General features: G+C 64.0%; 24 protein-coding genes. 13 read left to right on the forward strand and 11 right to left on the reverse strand.

The annotated features are described in order from the left end of the window. Positions 1 to 24 precede the first annotated feature (24 nt). Together ACVWZ4_RS25650 and thrS are read right to left on the reverse strand one after the other, a co-directional pair. The gene (locus ACVWZ4_RS25650) at positions 25 to 588 is read right to left on the reverse strand and encodes a nitroreductase family protein (RefSeq protein ID WP_456741458.1); all 564 of its coding nucleotides are present in this window, start codon (positions 586 to 588) and stop codon (positions 25 to 27) included. Between the two features lie 93 nt (positions 589 to 681). Continuing rightward, complete coding sequence (gene thrS / locus ACVWZ4_RS25655) at positions 682 to 2,724, reverse strand: threonine--tRNA ligase (RefSeq protein WP_456735526.1); 2,043 nt, start codon at positions 2,722 to 2,724, stop codon at positions 682 to 684. Positions 2,725 to 2,909: 185 nt separating this feature from the next. Here thrS and ACVWZ4_RS25660 point away from each other — a divergent pair, with 185 nt between their 5' ends. Both ACVWZ4_RS25660 and ACVWZ4_RS25665 read left to right on the forward strand, forming a co-directional pair. After that, positions 2,910 to 4,082, forward strand: a complete 1,173-nt coding sequence (locus ACVWZ4_RS25660; protein ID WP_456741459.1) for an MFS transporter — start codon at positions 2,910 to 2,912, stop codon at positions 4,080 to 4,082. Positions 4,083 to 4,172: 90 nt separating this feature from the next. Further along, positions 4,173 to 4,565, forward strand: coding sequence for a hypothetical protein (locus ACVWZ4_RS25665; protein ID WP_456704262.1), 393 nt, complete (start codon positions 4,173 to 4,175; stop codon positions 4,563 to 4,565). Between the two features lie 60 nt (positions 4,566 to 4,625). Here the strand turns inward: ACVWZ4_RS25665 and ACVWZ4_RS25670 are convergent, their stop codons facing one another. Then, positions 4,626 to 5,933: an alpha/beta hydrolase gene (locus tag ACVWZ4_RS25670; RefSeq protein WP_456741460.1), complete on the reverse strand. Its 1,308-nt coding sequence runs from the start codon at positions 5,931 to 5,933 to the stop codon at positions 4,626 to 4,628. Positions 5,934 to 6,288: 355 nt separating this feature from the next. On the opposite strand from ACVWZ4_RS25670, the gene ACVWZ4_RS25675 reads away from it, so the two are divergent. Next, complete coding sequence (locus ACVWZ4_RS25675) at positions 6,289 to 7,656, forward strand: APC family permease (RefSeq protein WP_456704260.1); 1,368 nt, start codon at positions 6,289 to 6,291, stop codon at positions 7,654 to 7,656. A gap of 2 nt (positions 7,657 to 7,658) precedes the next feature. Next, a complete protein-coding gene (locus ACVWZ4_RS25680; protein WP_456738624.1) occupies positions 7,659 to 8,870 on the forward strand; it encodes a hypothetical protein in 1,212 nt (403 codons plus the stop codon). Between the two features lie 5 nt (positions 8,871 to 8,875). Here ACVWZ4_RS25680 and ACVWZ4_RS25685 read toward each other — a convergent pair whose 3' ends face one another. Further along, positions 8,876 to 9,088: a hypothetical protein gene (locus tag ACVWZ4_RS25685; protein WP_456704258.1), complete on the reverse strand. Its 213-nt coding sequence runs from the start codon at positions 9,086 to 9,088 to the stop codon at positions 8,876 to 8,878. A gap of 92 nt (positions 9,089 to 9,180) precedes the next feature. Beyond that, a complete protein-coding gene (gene yidD, locus ACVWZ4_RS25690; RefSeq protein ID WP_456735520.1) occupies positions 9,181 to 9,519 on the reverse strand; it encodes a membrane protein insertion efficiency factor YidD in 339 nt (112 codons plus the stop codon). A gap of 241 nt (positions 9,520 to 9,760) precedes the next feature. Between yidD and ACVWZ4_RS25695 the strand changes: the two genes are divergently transcribed. After that, positions 9,761 to 10,654 (forward strand): hypothetical protein, encoded by an 894-nt coding sequence (locus ACVWZ4_RS25695; protein WP_456741461.1) that lies wholly within the window; start codon positions 9,761 to 9,763, stop codon positions 10,652 to 10,654. Between the two features lie 16 nt (positions 10,655 to 10,670). Here ACVWZ4_RS25695 and ACVWZ4_RS25700 read toward each other — a convergent pair whose 3' ends face one another. After that, on the reverse strand, positions 10,671 to 11,126 hold the full coding sequence (locus tag ACVWZ4_RS25700; RefSeq protein ID WP_456704255.1) for an iron-sulfur cluster assembly scaffold protein: 456 nt from the start codon (positions 11,124 to 11,126) through the stop codon (positions 10,671 to 10,673). A gap of 234 nt (positions 11,127 to 11,360) precedes the next feature. Between ACVWZ4_RS25700 and folE the strand changes: the two genes are divergently transcribed. The 4 genes from folE (at position 11,361) to ACVWZ4_RS25720 (ending at position 14,991) form a co-directional block, all read left to right on the forward strand. Then, positions 11,361 to 12,053, forward strand: coding sequence for a GTP cyclohydrolase I FolE (gene folE / locus ACVWZ4_RS25705; protein WP_456704254.1), 693 nt, complete (start codon positions 11,361 to 11,363; stop codon positions 12,051 to 12,053). 27 nt (positions 12,054 to 12,080) lie between these two features. Then, positions 12,081 to 12,503, forward strand: coding sequence for a phosphoribosyl-AMP cyclohydrolase (hisI, locus tag ACVWZ4_RS25710; RefSeq protein ID WP_456704253.1), 423 nt, complete (start codon positions 12,081 to 12,083; stop codon positions 12,501 to 12,503). Positions 12,504 to 12,642: 139 nt separating this feature from the next. Next, on the forward strand, positions 12,643 to 13,659 hold the full coding sequence (locus ACVWZ4_RS25715) for a lytic transglycosylase domain-containing protein (protein ID WP_456704252.1): 1,017 nt from the start codon (positions 12,643 to 12,645) through the stop codon (positions 13,657 to 13,659). Between the two features lie 156 nt (positions 13,660 to 13,815). Then, complete coding sequence (locus tag ACVWZ4_RS25720) at positions 13,816 to 14,991, forward strand: DUF2336 domain-containing protein (RefSeq protein ID WP_456704251.1); 1,176 nt, start codon at positions 13,816 to 13,818, stop codon at positions 14,989 to 14,991. Positions 14,992 to 15,117: 126 nt separating this feature from the next. Here ACVWZ4_RS25720 and ACVWZ4_RS25725 read toward each other — a convergent pair whose 3' ends face one another. The 3 genes from ACVWZ4_RS25725 to ACVWZ4_RS25735 form a co-directional block, all read right to left on the reverse strand. Continuing rightward, complete coding sequence (locus ACVWZ4_RS25725) at positions 15,118 to 15,696, reverse strand: Hpt domain-containing protein (protein ID WP_456704250.1); 579 nt, start codon at positions 15,694 to 15,696, stop codon at positions 15,118 to 15,120. Between the two features lie 30 nt (positions 15,697 to 15,726). Then, positions 15,727 to 16,272, reverse strand: coding sequence for a response regulator (locus tag ACVWZ4_RS25730; RefSeq protein ID WP_008133731.1), 546 nt, complete (start codon positions 16,270 to 16,272; stop codon positions 15,727 to 15,729). A gap of 97 nt (positions 16,273 to 16,369) precedes the next feature. Further along, positions 16,370 to 17,149, reverse strand: a complete 780-nt coding sequence (locus ACVWZ4_RS25735) for an NAD kinase (protein ID WP_456704249.1) — start codon at positions 17,147 to 17,149, stop codon at positions 16,370 to 16,372. Between the two features lie 247 nt (positions 17,150 to 17,396). Between ACVWZ4_RS25735 and ACVWZ4_RS25740 the strand changes: the two genes are divergently transcribed. Continuing rightward, positions 17,397 to 18,956, forward strand: a complete 1,560-nt coding sequence (locus tag ACVWZ4_RS25740) for a S10 family peptidase (protein ID WP_456741462.1) — start codon at positions 17,397 to 17,399, stop codon at positions 18,954 to 18,956. Here ACVWZ4_RS25740 and ACVWZ4_RS25745 read toward each other — a convergent pair. Together ACVWZ4_RS25745 and ACVWZ4_RS25750 are read right to left on the reverse strand one after the other, a co-directional pair. Continuing rightward, positions 18,946 to 20,331 carry a serine hydrolase domain-containing protein gene (locus ACVWZ4_RS25745; RefSeq protein WP_456704247.1) on the reverse strand — a complete coding sequence of 462 codons (1,386 nt, stop codon included), beginning with the start codon at positions 20,329 to 20,331 and terminating at the stop codon, positions 18,946 to 18,948. The two genes, ACVWZ4_RS25740 and ACVWZ4_RS25745, sit on opposite strands and share 11 nt — an antisense overlap. Positions 20,332 to 20,440: 109 nt before the next feature. Beyond that, entirely contained in the window at positions 20,441 to 20,983 is a 543-nt protein-coding gene (locus tag ACVWZ4_RS25750; protein WP_456704246.1) for a tetratricopeptide repeat protein, read from the reverse strand. Positions 20,984 to 21,232: 249 nt separating this feature from the next. Between ACVWZ4_RS25750 and ACVWZ4_RS25755 the strand changes: the two genes are divergently transcribed. From ACVWZ4_RS25755 to ACVWZ4_RS25765, 3 genes are all read left to right on the forward strand, one after another. Further along, the gene (locus tag ACVWZ4_RS25755; protein ID WP_456704245.1) at positions 21,233 to 21,607 is read left to right on the forward strand and encodes a His-rich protein BRANT; all 375 of its coding nucleotides are present in this window, start codon (positions 21,233 to 21,235) and stop codon (positions 21,605 to 21,607) included. Between the two features lie 208 nt (positions 21,608 to 21,815). Beyond that, entirely contained in the window at positions 21,816 to 22,238 is a 423-nt protein-coding gene (locus tag ACVWZ4_RS25760) for a hypothetical protein (protein ID WP_456704244.1), read from the forward strand. 286 nt (positions 22,239 to 22,524) lie between these two features. Then, on the forward strand, positions 22,525 to 23,232 hold the full coding sequence (locus tag ACVWZ4_RS25765; RefSeq protein WP_456704243.1) for an outer membrane protein: 708 nt from the start codon (positions 22,525 to 22,527) through the stop codon (positions 23,230 to 23,232). The last annotated feature ends 8 nt before the right edge of the window (positions 23,233 to 23,240 follow it).

Raw genomic sequence — 23,240 nt, forward strand, 5'->3', positions numbered from 1 at the left:
TCAGAAGCGTCAACAAGACTTCGATTAAAAGCGCGTCACGATTTCGGAAAGGACCGGTCGCGGTCGATCCTCGCTCGGCCTGGTCGGCTTGCCGATATGAACGAAGCCCGCGAGCTTTTCGTCGGCCTTGAGGCCAAGGCCTTCAAGCACGTCGCGGTCGAAGGAGAACCAGCCGCTCAGCCAGCAGGCACCGTAGCCGAGAGCGGTTGCGGCCGTCACGATGTTCATGGCGCTGGCGGCGGCCGACATCTCCTGCTCCCAGGCCGGCACCTTCGGATGGGGCTTGGTGAAGGAGACGATCCCGATCACCAGCGGCGCATCGGATAGGCGCTTGCGCTCGGTCTCGATATCGGCCGCAGGCGCGCCGGGATTCTTGCGGGCAAAGACCTTCGCGATCACCTCGCCCGCGCGTTGGCGTGCGTCGCCCTCGAAAATGATGAACCGCCAGGGCGCGAGCTTGCCGTGGTCGGGCACGCGCGCGCCGATGGTGAGAATGGTTTCGAGCTCGGCCGGCGAGGGGCCGGGTCCGGTCATCTCGCGCGGCTTGACCGAGCGACGGGTTTTCAGGAGTTCGATGGCGTCGGGCATTGCGATGGCCTCTTCAGATGGGCGACGGGCGTGCCATGCCGAGATAAGCATGCACGCCCGCAACCGAAAGCGAGTTTAGAGCGATTTCAGCGATCAGACCGCGCCGCGCGCGCGCCGGACGTCAGGCGGGGTCGCCTCGTCGACCAGGGCGGCGATGGCCTCCTCGGTCGTCATCACCTTTTGCCCGTCGCTACCCAGCCGGCGAACGGAGACCGAATGCGTCTCGGCCTCCTTCCTGCCGACCACGAGCAGCGCAGGGATCTTGGCCAGCGAGTGCTCGCGGACCTTGTAGTTGATCTTTTCGTTGCGCAGGTCGATCTCGACCCGAAGCCCTGCGCGCCGCGCCTGCTCCAGCACCACCTTGGCGTATTCGTCGCCTTCCGAGGTGATGGTGGTGACCACCGCCTGCACCGGCGCGAGCCAGAGCGGGAAGTTGCCGGCATAGTGCTCGATCAGGATGCCGATATAGCGCTCCATCGAGCCGCAGATCGCGCGATGCACCATGACAGGCGGCTTCTTGCCGCCGTCATGGTCGATGTAGAACGCACCGAACCGCTCCGGCAGGTTGAAGTCGACCTGCGTGGTGCCGCATTGCCAGTCGCGGCCGATGGCGTCGCGCAGCACGTACTCGAACTTCGGCCCGTAGAAGGCGCCTTCGCCTGGATTGATCTCGGTCTTGATGTGATTGTTCTGCGCCTGGATCTCGCGCAGCACCGTGGCCATCACGCGCTCGGCGTGATCCCACATCGCATCGGTGCCGACGCGCTTCTCCGGCCGGGTCGAGAGCTTGACCGTGAGTTCGCCGGTGAAGCCGAAATCCGAATAGGTCGACAGGATCAGTTCGTTGATCTTCAGGCACTCGTCCGCGAGCTGGTCCTCGGTGCAGAAGATATGCGCGTCGTCCTGGGTGAAGCCGCGCACGCGCATCAGGCCGTGCATGGCACCGGACGGCTCGTAGCGATGCACAACGCCGAACTCGGCGAGACGCAAGGGCAGGTCGCGGTAGCTCTTCAGGCCGTGCTTGAAGATCTGCACGTGGCCGGGGCAGTTCATTGGCTTGAGCGCAAACCAGCGCTTGTCCTCGGCTTCGTCGCCGGCCGACTGCGCTGCGAACATGTTTTCGCGATACCAGCCCCAATGGCCCGAGGTCTCCCAGAGGGACTTGTCGAGGATCTGTGGCGCGTTGACCTCGCTGTAATCGCCGGTCAGGCGTCGCCGCATATAGGCGATCAGCTGCTGGAAGATGGTCCAGCCCTTCGGGTGCCAGAACACGACTCCAGGACCTTCCTCCTGGAAGTGGAAGAGGTCGAGCTCGCGTCCGAGCTTGCGATGGTCGCGCTTCTCGGCTTCCTCGATCTGCTTGAGGTAAGCGTCGAGGTCCTCCTGCTTGGCGAAGGCGGTGCCGTAGATGCGGGTCAGCATCGGGTTGTTGCTGTCTCCGCGCCAATAGGCACCGGCCACCTTCATCAGCTTGAAGGCGCCTCCGACCTTGCCGGTCGAGGTCATGTGCGGACCGCGGCACAGATCGAACCAGTCGCCCTGGTAGTAGATCTTGATCGGCTCGTTGCCGGGAATGGCGTCGACCAGCTCGACCTTGAAGGCCTCGCCCTTGTCGCGGAACACCTGTTTTGTCTTTTCCCGGTCCCAGACTTCCTTGGTGAACGGTTTGTCGCGCGCGATGATCTCGCGCATCTTTTTCTCGATGGCGGCGAAATCTTCCGGCGTGAACGGCTCGTTGCGGAAGAAGTCGTAATAGAAACCATTCTCGATCACGGGGCCGATGGTGACCTGCGTGCCCGGCCACAGCGTCTGCACGGCTTCCGCCAGCACGTGCGCGCAGTCGTGGCGGATCAGCTCCAGCGCCTCCGGCTCGTCGCGCGAGATCAGCCTGAGCTTGGCGTCGGCCTCGATGGGATCGTTGAGATCGGTGAGCACGCCGTCGAGCATCATCGCCACGGTGCGCTTGGCGAGCGAGGGCGAGATGCCCTTGGCGATCTCGAGACCGGTGATGTTCTGGTCATATTGGCGCTGGGCGCCGTCGGGGAAGGTGAGGGTGACTTTGGCGGCGGGGGTCACGGGCTTCAGATTGCTGAGGGAATATTGGAAGCCGGATTCGGATTTGGGCTGGTCGGACATTGCTTTTCTCCTGAGGCTCACTCCTGCGAACGAGCGCAGGTAAGCGGGAACGAGCGATATATCAGGCGATTCGGCCTGCGCAATCCGGCATTTCCAAGAAAGTGGCGCGCAAAGCGCGGCCAATCCTCCAACTATTTCGTGTCGCGCCCTTTAACTGGCGGCGGGCCTGCTCTACATGCAATTGCATGGAAAATCCGCGCGCCGGCCGCTTTACCGCAACCGCCCTGATGCTTGGCAATCTCGTCACAGGCTGCTCAGTGCTGGCGCCGGCGGGAATGCTGCCGGAGGTGTCGGCGGGGCTCGGGATCAGCATCAATGCAGCCGGGCTGCTCATCACCTTCGGCGCGATCACGCTGTGCATCGGCTCGCCGCTGACGGCGTGGCTGACCAGCCGCATCGAGCGGCGGATCCTGCTCACGGCCACGCTGGCAGTGCTTGCATCAGGCAATCTCGCGTCGGCCTTTGCGCCCGGCTATGCAAGCCTCCTCGTCATCCGGCTGGTGATGCTCGCTGTCGGCGCGCTGTACACGCCGCAGGCGGCGGGCACCGCCGCGCTGATCGTGCCGCCGGAGCGCCGCGGCAGCACGATCGCCTATATCTTCCTTGGCTGGTCGCTGGCGGCCGCGGTCGGCCTCCCGCTGATCACCTTCATCGCCAGTCGCTACGGTTGGCGCGCCGCCTATGGCGGGATCGGCGCGCTCGGTTGCATCAGCTTCCTGTTGCTGCTGGTGCGCCTGCCGGCCGGATTGAAGGGCACGCCGGTCGATCTGAGGACCTGGAGCGAGGTCGGCCGCAACAAGACGATCCTGCTGCTGCTCGCGATCACGATGCTGCAGATGTCCGGCCAGTTCGTGGTGTTCACCTTCATGGGCCCGCTGCTCAACAAGATGACCGACGCAAGCCCGGACGCGATCGGAATGGTGTTCGCGATCTATGGTGTTTGCGGCTTCCTCGGCGTTGCCGTCGCAACCCGTATCGTCGACACATGGGGCCCGTACCAGACCTCTTTGTTGTTCACGAGCCTGTTATTGGCGGGCATTACCGGTTGGGCGCTCAGCGCGGGCACACTCGTATTAATGGCGATTGCGGTGGCCATGTGGGGGCTGGGCTTTGCCTCGACCAATTCGATGCAGCAGGTGCGGCTGGTCGCGGCAGCACCGCCGCTCGCGCCGGCAACAGTCGCGCTCAATACCTCCGTCCTCTACATCGGCCAGGCCATTGGCTCCGCGGTCGGAGGGGCGCTGTTTGCCCGCGAACTGCTGCACAGTACGGGCTTTGTGGCCGTCGGCTTCGTCGTGCTGGCCGTGGTCCTGGTGGTTGCGAGCCGGCCCCGGCCGGCGGCTGTCGCCCCGGGCTGATGGCCGTGTTTCCCGAACGCAAGACGCTTGGCAAACCGCGCGAGAGAGCGCTAGAAGGCCAGAGATGGGGACCAAAGAGAGTTGACTGAAATGAGGATGATTCTGGCGGTTGCCGCGGTGCTCTATTCAGCCTCCGCATTTGCGCAAACCGACACGCCACCGATGGTGGGGGACAAGCCGCTGGTGCAGGTCAAGCCCAAAGGGACCAAGGCCGGCACCAAGGAAGCAGCAGCCAAACCGGCTGTCGCTGCGCCAAAAGGCAAGCCGCAGTCGATCGCGCTGCGCCTCCAGGCCTGCCTTGATACCGACGACGGCACCAAGGACCGTCTCAATTGCTATGACGCGGTGCTTCCGCCGACGCCGAAGCCCAAGCCGCCGAAGGCCAAAGGTGTCTCCGACTGCCGCTTCCTCAAGGAAGAGGACGAGCGGCTGGCCTGCTTCAACGGCTTTGCCGAGAGCATTCCGAAACTGCCCAAGAGCTGAAACGGCTCGACCGCCCAAGAGTTGGAAGTGAGAGCTGAGTGGCCGGTCGTTGGCGCTCAGCTAGCGGCTCGATGTCGGTGATGCGGTGGCTGCGACGCGCGTCAGTGCGAGTGCCGGCGTTGCCGACATCTTCACCAGCACGTCCTTGAGCGGATATTGCGTCCAGGCGCGATTGACGTAGTCACGGTGGGTGATGCCGTCGCCGGTCTCGACGAACACGACGCTGCCGGGGCGCAGCGGTGCATCCATGTCCTCGGAAACGCCGATGCCCTTCTGCCTGAGCGTGCTCATCAGCTCGTGGTCGCGCCGCGCGGTGTAGTGGGTATAGGAGCTGACGAAGAAGCCAGAGCGGTGGCTCTCGATCCAGGATGCGAACTTGTCCATTTCGCCGTAGACCGCATCGAGCAGCACGACGCCGCGGACGCGATCGCTGATGCCGCCGACCTCGAGGCTCCATGCGGTCGGCAGGAAGCCGCCGCTATAGCCCACGATCACGATCGGCATGGTGGCGAAGGCACGCGCGCTGTTGGGATCGCCGGTCAGCTGCGCGAGGTGATTGGCCGATTCATCTATGAAGCGCTTGAGGCCGCCAGGCTGCCAGAACTTTCCGGCGCTGGAATCGGCGGCATCGACGGCCATCTGCGGCGCGAGCAGCACGGCGTTGGCGCCTGATGCGGTGATCTGCTGCGGCACCAGCTGCCGGTCGCGCACGTCGCGCTCGAGCGTCGCGCCATTGCCGTGGAAGAACACCACGATCACGCCAGGCTTGCGCACGTCGAAATGTTCGGGGACGTGCACCAGCACGCGGCTGTCATTGTAGGTCTCGTCCTGCCAGAAGACGCGCCCGGAATAGCTGCGGTGCCCGCGGCGGTCCCCCCTGGAGATGTTGAGGAAGGGCGCGTCGGAGGCGGGGTTGTTGCCGAAATAAGGGAAGGCCGACGATTTCATGCTGACAAGCGTTGTGAGGTCCTGGCGCGACGGACGCTGGTAAGGGACCTGCGGCGCAAGCGAGGCGACCTTGTAGGGCGCCTGTTCCGGGGGCTGCTGCTGCACGGCGCGCTTGGGCGAGAAGTCCGACATCTGCCGTTGCAGGAAACTCTCGCTCGTCGAAGGGAAGCGCTCCCTGAACTGCGAGGCAGGAAAGCGATCGTCGAACGTGTCGTCGCTTGCGACGTGTTGGTTGGAGACTTGCGGACTTGTCTTCGCAACCACCTGGACATTGGCTTGCGAACTCGCCGCCAGCGCAGCTGGATTGGGCGACTGGCCACATTGAACCAGCGTGAGCGACAACGGCACCAAGCCTGAGATCAGGGCGATCCGAAGTGCACGACGGCGCACGCCGGACGTCCTGGTCCGGTCAGCACGCATGTCTGCTTTCACTTTCGGAACGGCCCCGACCATCCACCCATGACCCCAAGCATGACCCAAGCCACGAACCATCGGCAATTATTAAGACAATTGAACCGACCCGCGTTTAGGCAACGTTAAGTGTCCGGAGAAACTTCCCCACATCCGGAGCGATCAAAAAGACCACGCAATCGTGTCGCGATTGTGGGGAGGCCGGACGCATTTCCGCTGAAGACCACGGGTTTATCGTCTGCAAAGCGGCATCGAAGGTGACCAATTACCTATCTTGGATCGCCTCATTTAACCCTTGTTAACCCTGCTTGAATTGACTGGACCAATCTGCACGAGGCGCGACGCCTGAGGCTCGAGGACCCCGATGACGGCATCAGATGCGGGAACCGCGCCCTGGAGCGGGCGGCTGACCGGAGGCGGTTCCGGGGTTTCCGTTCTGGTCGCGACCGCGATCGTCGTTGCCGACATGATCGGTGTCGGCGTGTTCACGAGCCTTGGCTTCCAGGTCAAGGACATTCCCTCGGGCTTCCCGATCGTGGCGTTGTGGACCGTGGGCGGCATTGTCGCGCTGTGCGGCGTGTTCTCCTACAGCGAGTTGGGGGCGATGTTTCCCCGCTCGAGCGGGGAATACAACTTCCTCGGCCGCGCCTATCATCCCGCTTTCGGCTTTCTCGCCGGATGGGTCTCGGCGACGGTCGGCTTCGCGGCGCCGGTGGCGCTGGCCGCCATGGCCTTCGGCGAATACGCCAAGTCGGTCATTCCCGATCTGCCGCCGATCCCGCTCGCGATTGGCGTGGTGTGGCTGGTCTCGATCGTGCAGTTGACCGGCGTCAGGCAATCGTCGACCTTTCAGTTGATCTCGACCATCCTCAAGGTCGTGCTGATCGTCGCTTTCCTCGCAGCCGGCTTCGTCATCGGCACGCCGCAGCCGATCTCGTTTGCGCCGCAAGCGGGCGATCTCGCCCATGTCGTGAGTGCGCCGTTCGCGATCGGGCTCGTCTTCGTGATGTACTCGTTCTCGGGCTGGAATGCCGCGACCTACATCATCGGCGAAATGAACACGCCGCAGCAGAGCCTGCCGCGCGCGTTGCTCGCGGGCACGCTGATCGTGCTGGTGCTGTATGTCGCGCTCAACGCGGTGTTCCTCTATTCGACGCCGATCAGCGCGCTGGCCGGCCAGCTCGATGTCGCGAGCGTCGCCGGCAGCGCCATCTTCGGACCTCTCGGCGGCCGGATCGTCGGTGCGATGATCTGTGTCGGGCTGATTTCCTCGATCAGTGCGATGATGTGGATCGGCCCGCGCGTGATGATGACGATGGGGGAGGACATCCCGGCGCTGGGCGTGTTCTCGAAGCGGTCGGTGAGCGGCGCGCCGGCTTACGCCATCCTGTTTCAGCTTGCGGTCGCCAATCTCCTGCTGTTCACGCGCAGCTTCGAGGCGGTGCTCGACTTCATCCAGTTCGCGCTGCTGTTCTGCTCGTTCTTCACGGTGGCGGGTGTCATCAAGCTGCGCATCACCGATCCCGATTTGCCAAGGCCGTATCGCGCCTGGGGATACCCGTTCACACCGCTCATTTTCCTGCTCGTGACCGCTTCCATGATGTACTACCTGTTGACCGAGCGGCCCGTGCAGTCGCTGTCGGGGATGCTCGTCATGCTCGCGGGCCTGTTCATTTATGCTGTTTTCCGCAGGCGGCCGGTCGCCGCTGCCACGTCACACCATCGCGAATAGACATGCTTCGACCCATGAGAATTGCGGCCGTCGGTCTCGCCCTTATGGCTGCGGCCATCTCGTCCGTGCGCGCGGCCGAGGTTACTTTCGACGATACCGCGCGCATCCTCGCAGGCATGCAGCCTTCGGCGGACTCGCCGCTGGTGGCGCTCACCAGGGATCCGGCCTGGCAGCATCACGCAAAATTCTTCGACGGCGCCTTCGCCCAGCTCGAGCAGCGGCAGCTATCGAAGATCCGGAGCTGGTCGGACGTCAATCTGGCCGCGCCGCGGCCGACCATGTTCTATTTTTTCAGCGGCCCGGATTTCCTTTACGCCAATGCCTTCTATTCCAAGGCCAGTACCTACGTGCTCGGTGCGCTGGAGCCGGTTGGCGCGGTACCCGATCTGACGAAGCTGTCGCGCGGCTCGGTTGACGCCGCGCTCTACAATGTCGAGCGTTCGCTCGGCTCGATCCTGAGTTTCTCCTTCTTCATCACCAAGCAGATGAAGGTCGACCTGCACAGCAACCAGGTCAACGGCACCTTGCCGATCCTCTACGTCTTCCTGGCGCGCTCCGGCAAAACGATCCGCAATGTCGAGATGGTCGCGCTCGATGACAAGGGCGGGGTGCATACCGGCAACGACAATCCGGGGCCGAACGCCACGCGGGGCGTCCGCATCACCTTCGCAGGTCCCGACGGCGAGTCGCGAACGCTGTATTATTTCTCGACCGATCTTTCCAATTCCGGCGCGCGTGCCGCCGGCTTCCTGAAATTCTGCGACACGCTCGGGCCGGGCAACAGCCTGCTCAAGAGCGCGTCGTATCTCCTGCACGCGGGCAATTTCAGCGTTGCCCGCGACTGGCTGCTCGCCAACAGTGCGACCATCATCCAGGACGATTCCGGCATTCCGCTCGCCAATTACAATTCGCGGCAATGGCGTTTCTTCCCGTTCGGCCGCTATCTGGGACCGATCAACGAATTCCCTGGTCGCTATCAGGATCGTTATGCCGAACTGTTCACGCGCGCTCAGCCAATCGATTTCGGCGTCGGTTATCGCTGGCGAATGCACGAGTCGAATCTGCTGCTGTCGGTGAAAATTCCGGGGAGTGAAGCACCTCCTGCGGAGACGGCCTCGTCCACCGAACCGGCGCCCAGGCCCGCCCGGCCCAGGCGACTGCGTCCGCCCGAGCCGATCCCGCCGCCGCCCGGACGTTTCTTCTGGTTCCGCTAATTTAGCTACCAGTGCACGCTCTGGCTCGGCACGATGAACGCCGTCGTGCTTGGCGGTGTGGCAAGGCTTGAGGCCAGATACCATCCGGAGCCGACGACGAGAACCAGCAGCGCTATGATCGCGAGCATGTCGATCGTCCTGGGATCGTGATCTCTCGGATTAAAACCGAGATGTGCACCAGGCCTGAAGTGAAAATGAGGGCTGATTTTCCAGCGCATTGTTGTTTCCTCCCGCGGGAGCATCACAACAACGCGAGGAGCGGAGTTCCTGTTCCGCTCGGGGCAGCGATGCGCAAAGCACCGCAGCAACCCTAGTCGGCGTCGACGCCGCGCCAGCGCGCATAGCGCCACGGAAGGTACCAGCGCGCGCCCTGCGGTGCGGCAAGTGGCACGTTGTCGATGCCCGAGGTGCCGAACGGGTTGCAGCGCAACAGGCGCGCGAGCGTCATCCAGCCGCCGGCCCAAAGTCCGAACCGTTCGATCGCCTCATCGCCATACACAGAGCACGTTGGCAGATGGCGGCAATTGTAGCCGACCAGCGGTGACAGCGTGTGCCGGTAAAGCCAGATCAACGCGCGACCGAATCTGCGCGGCAGTCGCAGTGCGTCGGCCAGATGAGCGGAACATTGCTCGCAGGTTGAGTGCTTCATAGGCGCTGTGCCGAGATCCTGTGCGAGGTGCTGCACGGTTCCGGCGCAGGGAACAGCAAGCTGTTGTTTTCGCGCCATATTTTGCATGCTTTTTGGGAGCAGTGCAGCAAGTCTCTGTGGACGAGCTGTATTCCCCCGGATACCATTTTTAGGACAGTCATGAAAACATACGCCTGTATGATCGACTCATCGAGCGCGAAGCGGGGATAATCGCGCCAATGGGCTTGGGGAAGGGATCATTTTGAAACTTCTGAAGTCGCTCAATCTTCGCGGCTGGTTGCTGGTTGGAACCGCCGCCTGTGGTGTCGTGCTGGCAAGCGCCGCCGCGACGTTCGGTTCCTCGGCCAACGCCGGCGCCTCGCTCGAAGAGCGCAAGCTGCCGATGAAGTTCGGCTGGGTTGCCTGCGAGCCCAATTGCCGGGGCTGGGTTAGCGCGGTGGGCATCATCACCGCAGATACGCCGAAGGATTTCGACGACTTTGCCCGCGGGCGCCAGCTCGGCGGTGCGACGGTTGTCCTCGACTCCAGCGGCGGTTCCGTCAACGACGCGATCACGCTTGGGCGGCGCTTCCGCAATCTCGGCCTTCTCACCACCGTCGGCATCACGCAGCAGAAGAGTGGGCAGGGCGCCCGTCCCGCGGTCGGCTCGGAAGCCTATTGCGAATCCATGTGCGTGTTCCTGCTGCTGGCCGGCAAGAAGCGCTATGTGCCTGATGCGGCCCATGTCCGCGTCCATCAGATCTGGATGGGGGACCGCGCCGACGACGCCAAGGCAGCGAGCTACAGCGCGCAGGATTTGATGATCGTGGAACGCGATATCGGCCGGCTCGCCAAATACACCTTCGACATGGGCGGAGCGGGAGACCTGTTGTCGCTGGCGCTCAACGTGCCGCCGTGGGAAGATCTGCACGAGCTCGACACTGCTGAGTTGAAGCTGACCAATCTCGTGACGACGGACCTCGTGACTGACGTGTTGCCGCACGTGGATGTCACAGCGCCTGCGATTGCCGAGCTTGCGCCGAAGACGCAGGCGAGGTTCGGCGGAGAGCCGCAGCCGGCAAAGTCCACCCAAACGGCGGAAGCCATGGTCCCGACCGGCGGGGTGGCGGCACCACCTGCGGCGCCGCAGAAGTAAGAGCTTCAGCCTCGCTTTAGTCCTGCGCAGGGGCCGGCTGCTTCGGCTTGGCCTCGATCTGACCGATCGCATCCACCACGGCATCGAAGGTCAGGAGCGTCGAGGCGTGGCGCGCCTTGTAGTCGCGGACCGGCTCGAGGAACTTGATGTCTTCCCATTTGCCTTGAGGAGGCGCACCATTCTCCTTCAGCATCTTGCGAACGGTTTCGCGTAACTCACGGAGTTCGCTCGCAGTCGAGCCGACCACATGACTTGCCATGATGGATGAAGAGGCCTGGCCGAGCGCGCAGGCCTTTACGTCGTGTGCGAAATCGGTGACGGTGTCGCCCTCCATTTTGAGGTCGATCTTCACCGTCGAACCGCACAGCTTGGAGTGGGCGGTGGCGGTGGCATCGGCGTCGGCCAACCGTCCCAGGCGCGGAATATTGCCGGCCAGCTCAATGATCCGCTTGTTATAGATGTCGTTCAGCATGTGATCGCGCCCAGCACTTACCTGTCGGATCGGCCTTGGCGAGGGCCGTCCAGGGTCTTATATAGGTCGGAACTGGCGGAAAAACAGTCCGGCGGTGCGTCGGTGGGTGATCCAGATCTGCGCTGCCGGCGTGGGGATCCCTTTCGCCAAACACTGTTCTCTTCAGGCGCCCGGCGGTTGTCCGCCCCGTCTGCCGGTGACACTCCGGCCGTAAGGCCGTCGAACGGAGTAGACATGGACGCTGCAATCAAATCTATCCGCCCCGGCAAGCCCTCCGACCGGCAGCCCGAGAGCCGCCCGCCCGAGCTCGATCCGTCTGAGTTCCTCGCGGCCGCCGTCCGGGCCGACCAGCCGCGCCCCGCGCGTGCGGAGGCGGAAGCCGCCGTGAAGACGCTGCTCGCTTATATCGGCGAGAACACCGGGCGGGAGGGCCTGCTCGACACGCCGCGCCGCGTGGTCGAGGCTTTCGACGAGCTCTATCAGGGCTACCACCAGTGCCCGGCCGAGGTGCTCGATCGCACCTTCGGCGAGACTGCCGGCTATGATGACTTCGTGCTGGTCCGCGACATCGAATTCACGTCGCAATGCGAGCATCACATGATGCCGTTCTACGGCAAGGCGCACATCGCCTACACGCCGGTCGAACGTGTTGTCGGTCTGTCGAAGCTGGCGCGCCTGACCGACATCTTCGCCCGCCGGCTCCAGACCCAGGAGCATCTGACGGCGCAGATCGCAGCCGCGATCGACGAGATCCTGAAGCCGCGCGGCGTTGCCGTGCTGATCGAGGCCGAGCATACCTGCATGTCGGTACGCGGCGTCGCCAAGCACGGCGCCTCGACCTTCACCAGCCGCTACACCGGCATGTTCCGCGACAATCCCGCGGAGCAGGCCCGTTTCCTGTCCATGGTGCGAGGCATGCCGCGCTGACCTCGCGAACAACCGGCGAGATTTGTGGTGCCCGCCCACTCCCATGAGATCGAGGAAGGCCTCACCTTCCTTCCAAAGTTCGATTCCGGCGGCCTCGTGACCTGTGTGGCGACCGACGTCGTCACCGGGGACGTGCTCATGGTCGCCCACATGAACGACGAGGCGCTCCGCAAGACCATTGCAACCGGCGAAGCCTGGTACTTCAGCCGCTCACGCAACGCCTTGTGGCGAAAAGGTGAGACCTCGGGTCAGACCCAGCGCGTTGTCGAGATACGCACCGATTGCGACCAGGACGCGGTCTGGATTCGCGTCGAGCAGATCGGCGCGGCCTGCCACACCGGCCGCCGGTCCTGTTTCTATCGCAAGGTCGAGGCGGAGGGCGGCGGGTCGAAGCTCGTCTTCGTCGATGCGGACAGGCTGTTCGATCCGACCGCGGTCTACAAGAAATAGTTCGCATCTGCGGCGAGCCCCCGAAATGACGGCGGTCGTCGAGTTAACCCCGCATTAACCATAACTGTCCCACGGTGGGACCATCAGGCGTCCGAATTGCCGGCGCCGCTCATACGCCGCGCGGGCCGGTCACGCCATCATGTCGGTCGACAATTCCAGTGCCTCGCAGACGGCCGCAACCGAAGGTGCGCGGCGTGTTGCCGGCGCGATCAAGCAGGCCTCGAGCCAGACCGGCGTCAGCTTCGAATACATGCTGACCACCGCCAAGATGGAATCGGATTTCGATCCCTCGGCCAGCGCCACCACCTCGTCCGCCCACGGCCTTTATCAGTTCATCGACCAGACCTGGCTCGGCACGGTGAAAGAGGCAGGCACCCAGCTCGGTTATGGCAACTATTCCGACGCGATCACCAGGACGCCGTCAGGTGGTTACACCGTCGACGATCCCTTCATGAGGCGATCGATCATGAAGCTGCGTGATGATCCCGACGCCGCATCCAGCATGGCCGCGGCGCTGACGCAGTCCAACAGCTTCAAGCTCACCGGTCTGCTCGGCCGCAGGCCGTCCGACAGCGAACTCTACATGGCGCATTTCATGGGCGTCGCCGGTGCGGCGAAGCTGATCGCCAACGCGGAGGACAATCCGCAGGCTGTCGGTGCGCGGCTGTTTCCCAACGCCGCGTCCTCCAACCGGTCGATCTTCTACGCCAGGGATGGCCGCGCGCGCAGCGTCTCCGAAGTCTATTCGGTGCTGAATGCGCGCTACGTCAGCGCTGCCAATGGGAAGGCCACGCGCAGCGCCATGGCGATGTATGGCGATACGCCGTCGACAACGCAGGTCGCCGCCGCCAACGGCGTGCAGCCCACCGCGCCGGCGGTGGATAGCGCCGCCTATCTCCAGGCCTTGCCGGATGCACGTGGCGTGGCGGCTGTGAGCGCGACATCGTCCGCAACGGTCGCAGACAATACGCCGGCTGCGCCCGCATTCCGCTCGATCTATCAGCCCGGCGATGCGACCCAGCCGGTCTCGACGACGGTGCAAAAACTGTGGGGCAACAACGCCTCGCTCATGTCCGTTGCCTCGGCGACGCCCGAGGTGCGCCCGCCGCAACCGCTCGATCTCTTCAGCGATCGCAGCGGCACGTTCTCGAGCTAGCGCGTACCGCGCCGTTCGGCAGCTTCCAGCCCTTAACAAATCATCAATAAAACCAGCCAGTTATGGTGAACGCTTTGTTAAGCGTCGTGGTTTATTTTGTATTGCAGGTGACAAGCCGTCACCGCTTCGTTTTTCGTTGCGTAAGCCGGAAGCACCATGATTGTTCGGCAGTTCATTCATTGGATCAGGACCGCGCCAGCAGGTGAGCGGGCGGAGGCAACACGGGCATTGGCCCGGGCCTGGCTGATCTCTGACCTTTCCCACGACGATCGCGTCGCCGCCGAAGGGGCGCTGCTGATGCTGCTCGACGATCCCTCGCCGCTCGTGCGGCAGGCAATGGCCGAGGCTTTTGCGCGCAGCACCGATGCGCCGGCCTCGATCGTGCGGGCGTTGTCGGCGGACCAGCCGACCGTGGCGCTGCCCGTGCTCGAACATTCGCCGCTGCTGATCGATGCCGATCTCGTCGACATCGTCGCGACCGGTAACGACGACGTACAATGTGCGGTCGCCCGGCGCTTCGCGTTGCCGGTCTCGGTCTGCGCCGCCATCGCCGAAGTCGGCTGCGCGGCCGCCGCGCTGGAGCTGATCGAAAATCCCAACGCCGAGCTCGCACCGTTCTCCTGGAATCGCATCGTCGAGCGCCATGGCCATCTGGCGGCCATCCGCGAGGCGATGCTGGTGCTGGACGACATTCCGGCCGCCACGCGTGCCGCGCTGGTGGCAAAGCTCTCCGAGACGCTGGCGCAGTTCGTCGTGGCGCGGAACTGGCTGAGCGCCGACCGTGCCGAGCGCATGACATCAGAGGCGCGCGACCGCTCCACCATCAATATCGCGGCGCGCTCACGCGGCGACGATATGCAGGACCTCGTCAAACATCTGCGTATCACCGGCCAGCTCACCGCAGGCTTGATCCTGCGCGCGTTGCTGTCGAGCAATCTCGACCTGTTCGACGCCGCACTCGCCGAGCTCGCCCACCTGCCGCTCGCGCGTGTCTCCGCGCTGCTGCACGACCGCGGCGGCAACAGCCTGCACGCGCTGCTTCGCCGCGCCGGATTACCCGAGACGACGTTCGCAGCATTCCAGGTCGCGCTCGATGCCTGTCACGAGCAGGGCTTTGTCGACACCGACGATACGGCGGTCCGGCTGCGCCGGCGCATGGTCGAGCGCGTGCTCACCCATTGCGAGACCGATCGCGGCGCGACCGAGCCGCTGATGGTCCTGCTGCGCCGCTTCGCAACCGAGTCCGCGCGTGAAGAGGCGAGGCTGTTCTGCGACGAGCTGGTCGCGGATGACGCGATCGATCCCTTGTATGACGATCGGATTGCGGCGTAGCTCGAGCCGAACCTACAACCTCCGTCATTGCGAGCGCAGCGAAGCAATCCAGAATCTTTCCGCAGAAAGACTCTGGATTGCTTCGCGGCAATTGCTCCTCGCAATGACGGCAAGAGAGGGCAGTCGTTACTCCGTCGGCACGATGCTCGGCGCCATGATCACTTCGAGGTGCTCGGGGCGGTCGCGGTTGACGTCGGCGAGGTAATCGTCGGCGACCTTGCGCAGGCGACGGCTGAGCTCGGCGGAGACGCTGATGCTGTCGAGCTTGGTGTTTTCGTGCACGATGGCGAGGATCGCGGTGATGTGGTGCGTGAACAGCTCGGCAGGCACCTTCTCGATGTCAGGCGCGTGCTCGATGACGCGGCACAGGCTCTCGGCCACACCCGCCGCAGCCGGAAAGCCGAACGTGGCGGCGTCGCCCTTGATGTCGTGTGCGGCGTGAAACAGCTCGTCGCGCCGTGCCTTGGTGAAGCCGTCGTTGCGGATCGCGACATAGGCTGCCGAGAGCCGGTTGACCTCGGTCGCCATCCAGTCCTTGAACTGGCCGGCAAGGCCCGCCAGCGCCTGTTCGGCGCGGCCGACCGGATCGTCCATGTCTTTCGCTTCGACCCGGCGCAAAACTCGACGCAGCGGGTTGGGTTGCGTGATGACATGGTGCGTGGCGAAGGCCCTGACGTCGATGTCTTTCGCGCTGTTCTTCGCCATGATGCCTGCCTCGTCGTTGGAGACGTTGCGCTAGATGGAAGAGCGGGCCTTGTCGAGCAGAGAGGGCTGCTGCAGCACCTCGTGCTTTTCACCGACGCGGCGCTCCGGGCCCATATACGCGGAGTTGGTGTTGCGGCGCCGGTCCGGGCCGAAATAGGTCTTGGTCTTGATGAAGGGCCGGGGACTGGCGACGACGTTGAGGATACGTTGATAGAGGCCCTTGGCCGAGATCGGCTTGGCCAGGAATTCGGTGACACCGGCATCGCGCGCGACGGTGACGCGGCGCTTCTCGGAGTGACCCGTCAGCATGATGATCGGTGCGTAGGGGTTGCCCTTGGATTCCGGCTGCCGGATCATCTGGGCGAGTTCGAGCCCGTCGAAGATCGGCATCGCCCAGTCGGTGATGACGATGTCGGGCACGTAATGGCTGTACATTTCCAGCGCGGTGGCCCCGTCCTCGGCTTCGTAGACTTCGCGCGCGCCGAACGAATGCAGCAGCGTCCGCAGGATGCGGCGCATGTGCGGATTGTCGTCGCAGACGAGAAAGCGCAGCTTGTTGAAGTCGATGCGAAACATGACGCCCGGGCCAAAGCGGTCAACCTTCGTTAACCATATCGTGCCGAGGGTTAACGAAGCGTTGCACCGGGCCTTCGGCAAGGTGCCGGCCGACGGTTCAGGCGCCGAATTGCTCGCGCAGGATTCGCTCTTCCAGGCTGTGGCCTGGATCGAACAGCATCCGCATCGCAATCGTCCGGTCGGCAAGCACCTCGACGCGGCGGACATCGCGCACCTCGTCGTGGTCGGCGACCGCGGCCACCGGGCGCTTGTCGCCTTCCAGCACCTCGATCACGACGTAGGCCGTGTTGGGCAGCAGCGCGCCGCGCCAGCGCCGCGGGCGGAAAGCGCTGATCGGCGTCAGCGCCAGCAATGCGGCGTTGATCGGCAAGATCGGGCCCTGCGCAGACAGATTGTACGCTGTCGAGCCGGCCGGCGTCGCCACCATGATGCCGTCGGCGATCAGCTCGGCCATGCGTTCGCGCTCGTCGATCAGGATACGCAGGCGCGCCGCCTGGTAGGTCTGCCGGAACAGCGCGACCTCGTTGATGGCATGATGCAGATGAACGCGACCTTCGACGTCGGTCGCGCGCATCAGCAGCGGATTGATCTCGGATTCATGCGCAGCTTCGAGCCGGGCGCGCAGGTCGACCGTCGAGTATTCGTTCATGAGGAAGCCGACCGTGCCGCGGTGCATGCCGTAGATCGGCTTTCCCGTATGCATGTGCTGGTGCAGCGTCTGCAGCATCAATCCGTCCCCGCCGAGCGCCACCACGACGTCGGCTTCGTTCGGGGCGCAATTGCCATATTGCTTGGTGAGCTGGCCGAAGGCGGCCTGTGCTTCGCTGCCCGGGCTGGCGACGAAGGCGATCCGGTCGTATCGCGATGGCTTGGTCATGGCTTCCAGCAGGTGTCGCAGGCTCGAGAAAATTCCGCCGAGGTCGTCTATACGACCTTGGCCTGCATTGTCGAGGATCACGGCCCGACAAAGCAAACACTGATGTCGTGGAGGCGGCATGGTTCAGGACAAAAGCCGGGCCCAAGGACACGGGACGCCCGTCCAGGGCCTTCGATCCCCCAAACCGTCGTAATTGGCGGCTAAATCGGCGGCTGACGCGCCGCGAGCGGGGCAAGGGAGAACAGGCATGGCCATGAGGTTGTCTTTGCTGCGCCGGACGAGACTGGTGCTGGCGCTGTCGCTTTTCGCGCTCGCAGGCCCAGCGCGCGCCGACGATCCGCCGCAGTCGCACAGCGAGGCGGCGGCGAACGCGGGACAAAAGGGCGGGCGCGCCGGCAGCGGACAGAATGCGACGCAGGTTTCGGCTTCCGATCGTCGTCTCCCCGGGGATTCGACGACCAAGCAGACCCTCAATCTGCCCGGTCGAACGCTCAACTTCGCCGCGACCGCTGGCTCAATCCGGGTGTTCGACGACAAGGGCGATCCGCTGGCCGACATCGCCACCACGTCTTACGAACTCGAAGGCGCCGATCGCGGCACGCGCCCGGTGACGTTCCTGTTCAACGGCGGGCCCGGCGCCTCGTCGGCGTGGCTTCAGTTCGGCGCTGTCGGGCCGTGGCGGCTGCCGCTGGATGGCGAGGGGCTGGCGCCATCGGCGTCGCCTGAGGTGAAGCCGAACGCGGAGACCTGGCTCGACTTCACCGACCTCGTTTTCATCGATCCCGTCGGCACCGGTTACAGCCGCGTCCTGGCGAGCGGCGAGGATGCGCGAAAACGGTTCTATTCGGTCGATGGTGACGTCAATTCAATCGCGCTCGTGATCCGCCGCTGGCTTGAGAAGCACGACCGGCTGACCTCGCCGAAATACGTTGCCGGCGAGAGCTATGGCGGCATTCGCGGGCCAAAGGTCGTGCGCCAGCTGCAGCTTCAGCATGGCGTCGGCGTCAGGGGATTGATCCTGGTGTCGCCATTGCTTGACTTCCGCGAGTTCACGGGGACGAGCCTCCTGCAATATGTCGCGACACTGCCGAGCTATGTGGCGGTGGCGCGCGAAGCCAAGGAACCGGTCAAGCGCGCGGATCTCGCCGATGTGGAGGCTTATGCGCGCGGCGAATTTTTAGCCGATCTCGTCAAGGGCGAAGCGGACAGGGATGCGACCAATCGCCTGGCCGACAGGGTCGCCGAGCTCACCGGCATCGACAAGGCGGTGAGCCGCAGGCTCGCCGGCCGCTTCGACGTCGGCGAATTCCGCCGCGAACTCGACCGCAAGAACGGCATGGTAACCGGACGCTACGATGCTTCGGTGCGCGGTCTCGATCCCTATCCGGATTCGAGTAGCTCGCGCTTCGGCGATCCGTCGGGCGATGCGTTGCAGGCGCCCCTGACGAGCGCGGCGGTCGATGTTCTGACGCGAAAACTCAACTGGCGGCCCGATGGCTCCTATGAGGTTCTCAACGGCTCCGTCGAGCACAACTGGGATTTCGGCGGCGGCATCAACCCGCCGCAATCGCTGTCGGAGCTGCGCCAGATCCTGGCGACCGACACGAAGCTGAACGTGCTGGTCGCTCACGGGCTATTTGATCTCGCCACGCCCTATTTCGGCACCCAGCGAGCGCTCGACCAACTGCCGGCGTTCGCGACGTCGCGCGTGAAGTTCGTCGTCTATCCCGGCGGTCACATGTTCTATTCGCGCGACGGCTCGCGGCAGGCGTTTCGCAGCGAGGTCGAGGCGTTGATCAGGGAGTAGGGCGTTTCCTGCGTGATCGATAGCGGCGCGCCATCTCGCGCGCCACGACGCTGGCTGGCTTGATGTTGGCGCCGGCAAGCCAGACATCGCTGACCTTGCCGCGCTTGTCGCGGACGCGGCGCACCGGTTCGCCATGGCTGGAATAGCCGGCGGCCCAGGCGAGCTTGCCGGTGTCGCGGCCTGTGACTTCGATTTCGCCGGCATCCATGAAGGGATTGTTGAACTGCGGATTGGCGACCAGCACGCGGTTTCCCGCGGGCACGAGATCAGTCGCGCCCCAGATCGTCCACCAGCGACCGGTCCAGTTGCGGACGCGGCTGTCAGGTGCGCCGCGGGTCTTGAACACGCGCAGGATCTGCATCGCGCCGTCCATCCAGAACGGTGCCGCGCCGTCGATGGAATTGCTGAAAATGCTGATTGATAGCTCGCATTCGGGAATCGAGCAGGTCCGCGAGATGTAGCCCTGGAAGCCGCCGCCATGGCCGAACCAGTCCCAGCCGTCGGTCTTTCCGGCGTTGACGCCGAGACCGTAATAGGCCTCGAAGCTCTGCGGGATGCGCCAATGGTTGCGCGTCATCTCGCGGCGGCTCGCGACCGACAGCACGCTCTTTCTGGCATTAGGCGCGAGCTGTGCGAAGAACCGTGCAGTGTCCGCCGCCGTGGCAACGAAGCCCGCGGCCGACGCCATTGCGTGGGCAGGATTATCGCCTGGGATCACGCAGCGTTCGCCCATCGGCAGCTTGCGCGTATGCCCGCGTGCAAACAATGCCTCCTTGGGAAGCGGGGCGCTCGGCTCTGTCTCGCGCAGGCCTGCAGGTACGATGATCTCGCGCTTGATCCAGGCAGCGTAGGGCTCCGCCGTGATCGCTTCAATGACGAGGCCCATCAGGCCAAAGCCGTGGTTGGAATATTTGAAGCGCGTGCCCGGCTCGATCGCGGTCGGCAGCTTCAACTCGGCGAGCAGCTCTTCGGCGTTGAGATAGGGACGGCTGTCGACGAACTGGCCGGAATCGGCGCCGTCGCGGGTCAGCCCGGCACTATGCGAGAGCACTTGCGCAATCGTCGTCTCGGCGATGCGTGGATGCAGGCCGCCGACATATTGGCCGACGGAATCGTCGAGCCTTAGCTTGCGCTGCTCGCGCAGCTTCATGATGCCGGCTGACGTAAAACTCTTAGAATGCGAGGCGATGCGGAAGCGGTGGCGCGGGGTGAGCTTCTCGCCGGTGTCGAGGTTGGCAAGCCCGAAGGCATGTTCGGCGACGACCTCGCCGCGATGGACGAATGCGACCATGACGCCGGGTTGCTCGAACGTGGTTTGCTGGAATTCAATCCAGGAGCCGATGTAGTCGATCGCGGATCGCAGCCAATTGTCCATTGCGCTACCGGTTGGCGAGGGGGATCGGTGAGCAAGGCTAGCCGAGAAAGCAGAACGGGCACAACCGTTAAGGTTGTGCCCGTTGGCGCCATGCCAAGATCCGGTTGTCTCAGTAGACCAGCGTCGCGCCGGTCGGCTTGTCGAGCGCAGCGGCGAGCGAGCGATACTCGGAGCTGTCGGTGCCGGCGAGCGAGGCGATCTTGTTCAGGTGGTACTGCGCCTGCTCGCGGTTGCCCTGCTCGAGCTGCCAGAGGCCGTAATACTGCCAGGTGCGAACGTGGTTCGGATCGTCCTTCAGCGCGATCTCGTAATAGATCTTCGACGACTGGTAGTCGCCGAGCTTGCGATACGAGTAGCCGATCAGGTTGGCAACGTCAGCGACGTCGTCGCGGTTGAGCGACTTCAGCTGGCCGATCGCGCTGGCATAGTCGTTCTTGTCGTAGATCGTGGTGTAGGCGGTGCGATAAGCCGCCAGGAATTTGGGATCGTTGACGGAGGAGCTCTTCTTCTTGCCCTTCTTGGTCGAGGTGTCCGACTTCGGTGGCGAGGAGGGCTCGTCACTCCCCGCGGCATAGGCGCTGGTCAGGGCCGGCCCGGCCGCCAAGCTCATGGCGACAAGTCCCGGCACAAGAAGCGTTGAGAGTTTGCGCATAAAAGTTCTCCCGTATGGAACGTGGCGATCCTACACGATTGCCCAAAGACCGGAACACCCGGCCGGCAAAAACATTCCCGGCCGTCCCCCGGCCGAATTCCCGGCAAAGATAACAAACTTGTCATCCAGATGAACGGAAGCTGGCCGTGCGCTTCAGAGCGGGTTCAGCACGCGCCATCTAGGCTCTCCTCCATGATCGAAGAGTTGGCGAGAGGGCGCCGCCTCAAGATCCTTCAAGAGGAGACCACCATGTTGAAGACCATTTCCGCAGCCTTGCTCGCAGCTTCCGTCATCGCAGCCCCGGCCTTCGCCGCTGAAGCCGGCAAGACCACGACGACAGCGCCGGTGATCAAGGCGGACCAGACCCAGAGCAAGGTCTCGACCACAGCCGTCAAGCCCGACGCGAAGACCGCCGACATCAAGTCGGGTGCAAAGGCCGATGTGAAGGCTGATGCCAAGCTCGATACCAAGACCAAGGCGATGAACGCGAACGCCGCCGTTACGCCCGACGAGCACAAGATGGTGCGGACGCATCGCCATCACCACAAGCATCTGTCAGTCAAGAAGTCGCTGAAGACGCAGTCGGGTCTCACCAAGCCGGTGACCACCGAGAAGCGCAGCTAACCACTGGTCCTGGCGAGACGGCATCCCTGGCATTGCCCCGTCGTCTCGCCTGGAGTTCAGGCCCGGCCCGTTCGTCATGCCTGGCGCGAAAGCGCGAGGAGCTGGCGGCGGGCCGGTGCGCTGTCTGCAGGCTGGCGGAAGCGAATTCCCTTTGCGCAACCTCGAGGCTAGAACATATTCTGAAGCGGGTGGCCGGAGAGTTTGATTCTTGGGGCGATTGGCGAAACGCGCGGCGATCCTGGTGCTGCCTTTGGCGCTCACCGCCTGTTTCGGCAGTGATGGCGACCGACCGTCCCTGATGGAGGGGACCCAGGCTGGAGGGCCTCAGCCGTTTCCCGACAATTTTCGTGGCGATGCGCTGGCCCTGATGCGCAGCTATCTCAACAATCCCGTCGGTGTGCGCGACGCCAGCATGGCCGATCCGGTGCTGCGGGAAGTCGGTGGCCGGCAGTTCTATGTCAGCTGCCTGCACTTCACGCCCCGCGAGACCGACGGCAGCTACAAGACGATGCGCGAGCGCGCCATCATCTACGTCAATGGCCGGGCCGATCGTGTCATCGAGCGCGCAAGCGAGCTCTGCGCCGGTGCGGTTTACGCGCCCTTTCCGGAACTGGAAAAGATGACGCGATAGTGCAAAGCCCACCTTCATCGGGTGGTGCTAGAACAGCAGCCGCCGGAGCCGCTGCATCACATTTTGGCGAGCTTTGAACGGGCCGCTTTTGCCTCGCGACGAATTGTTACGGCAAGACCCGCGCGGACGAAAATATCTGTCTGCGGTGGGGGCGTGACGGAACAAAATCGCGATGTTGCCGCTCCGTCACAGTCACGAACGATCAACGTTCCGGCATCGCCGCGAAGCAACCCAATTCAAGCCACGTTGTTTCCCGAGTGTCGTAAATGAAAGAACGGGGATAGCCATGAAGACGATTTTGCTCGGTGCAGCAGCTCTGCTCGCGCTGGCCGGACCGGCGGCCGCAGCCGACATGCAGCCGCGCACCTACACCAAGGCTCCGGCCTACACGCCGCCGCAGGTGATCTACAACTGGACCGGCTTCTACATCGGCGGCCATGTCGGCGGCGCCTTCGCCGGCGACACCACCTTCCGATCCAGCGACGCCCGCTTCATGGGCGGCGTGCAGGGCGGCTTCGATTATCAGTTCGCGCCCAATTGGGTCCTGGGTATCGAGGCCCAGTATTCCTGGCTGCCGACCAACAACAACGGTGTCACGTTCCCGCTGGGCACGCAGGTGACCTCCAACACCGACCAGCTCGGCTCGGTGACCGGCCGCATCGGCTACACCTGGGGTCCGACGCTGCTCTACGCCAAGGGCGGCTACGCCTGGCGCAATGGCGGCCTCGGCGTCAATATCGCCGGCGTCCCGCAGACCTTCACCGCCACCGGCAACAGCAAGGACGGCTACACCGTCGGCGCCGGCCTCGAATACATGTTCGCGCCGAACTGGTCGGCCAAGGCCGAATACCAGTATTATAATTTCGGCAGCACCACCTTCACGTCGGGTCCGGCCGACATCGTCGGCGTCCGCGGTCGGGACGACGAGCATACCGTCAAGGTCGGTGTGAACTACCGTTTCGGCTGGGGTGGTCCGGCGGCCTCGCGCTACTGAGCCGACCG

This window comes from Bradyrhizobium sp. USDA 4472 (assembly GCF_054058595.1).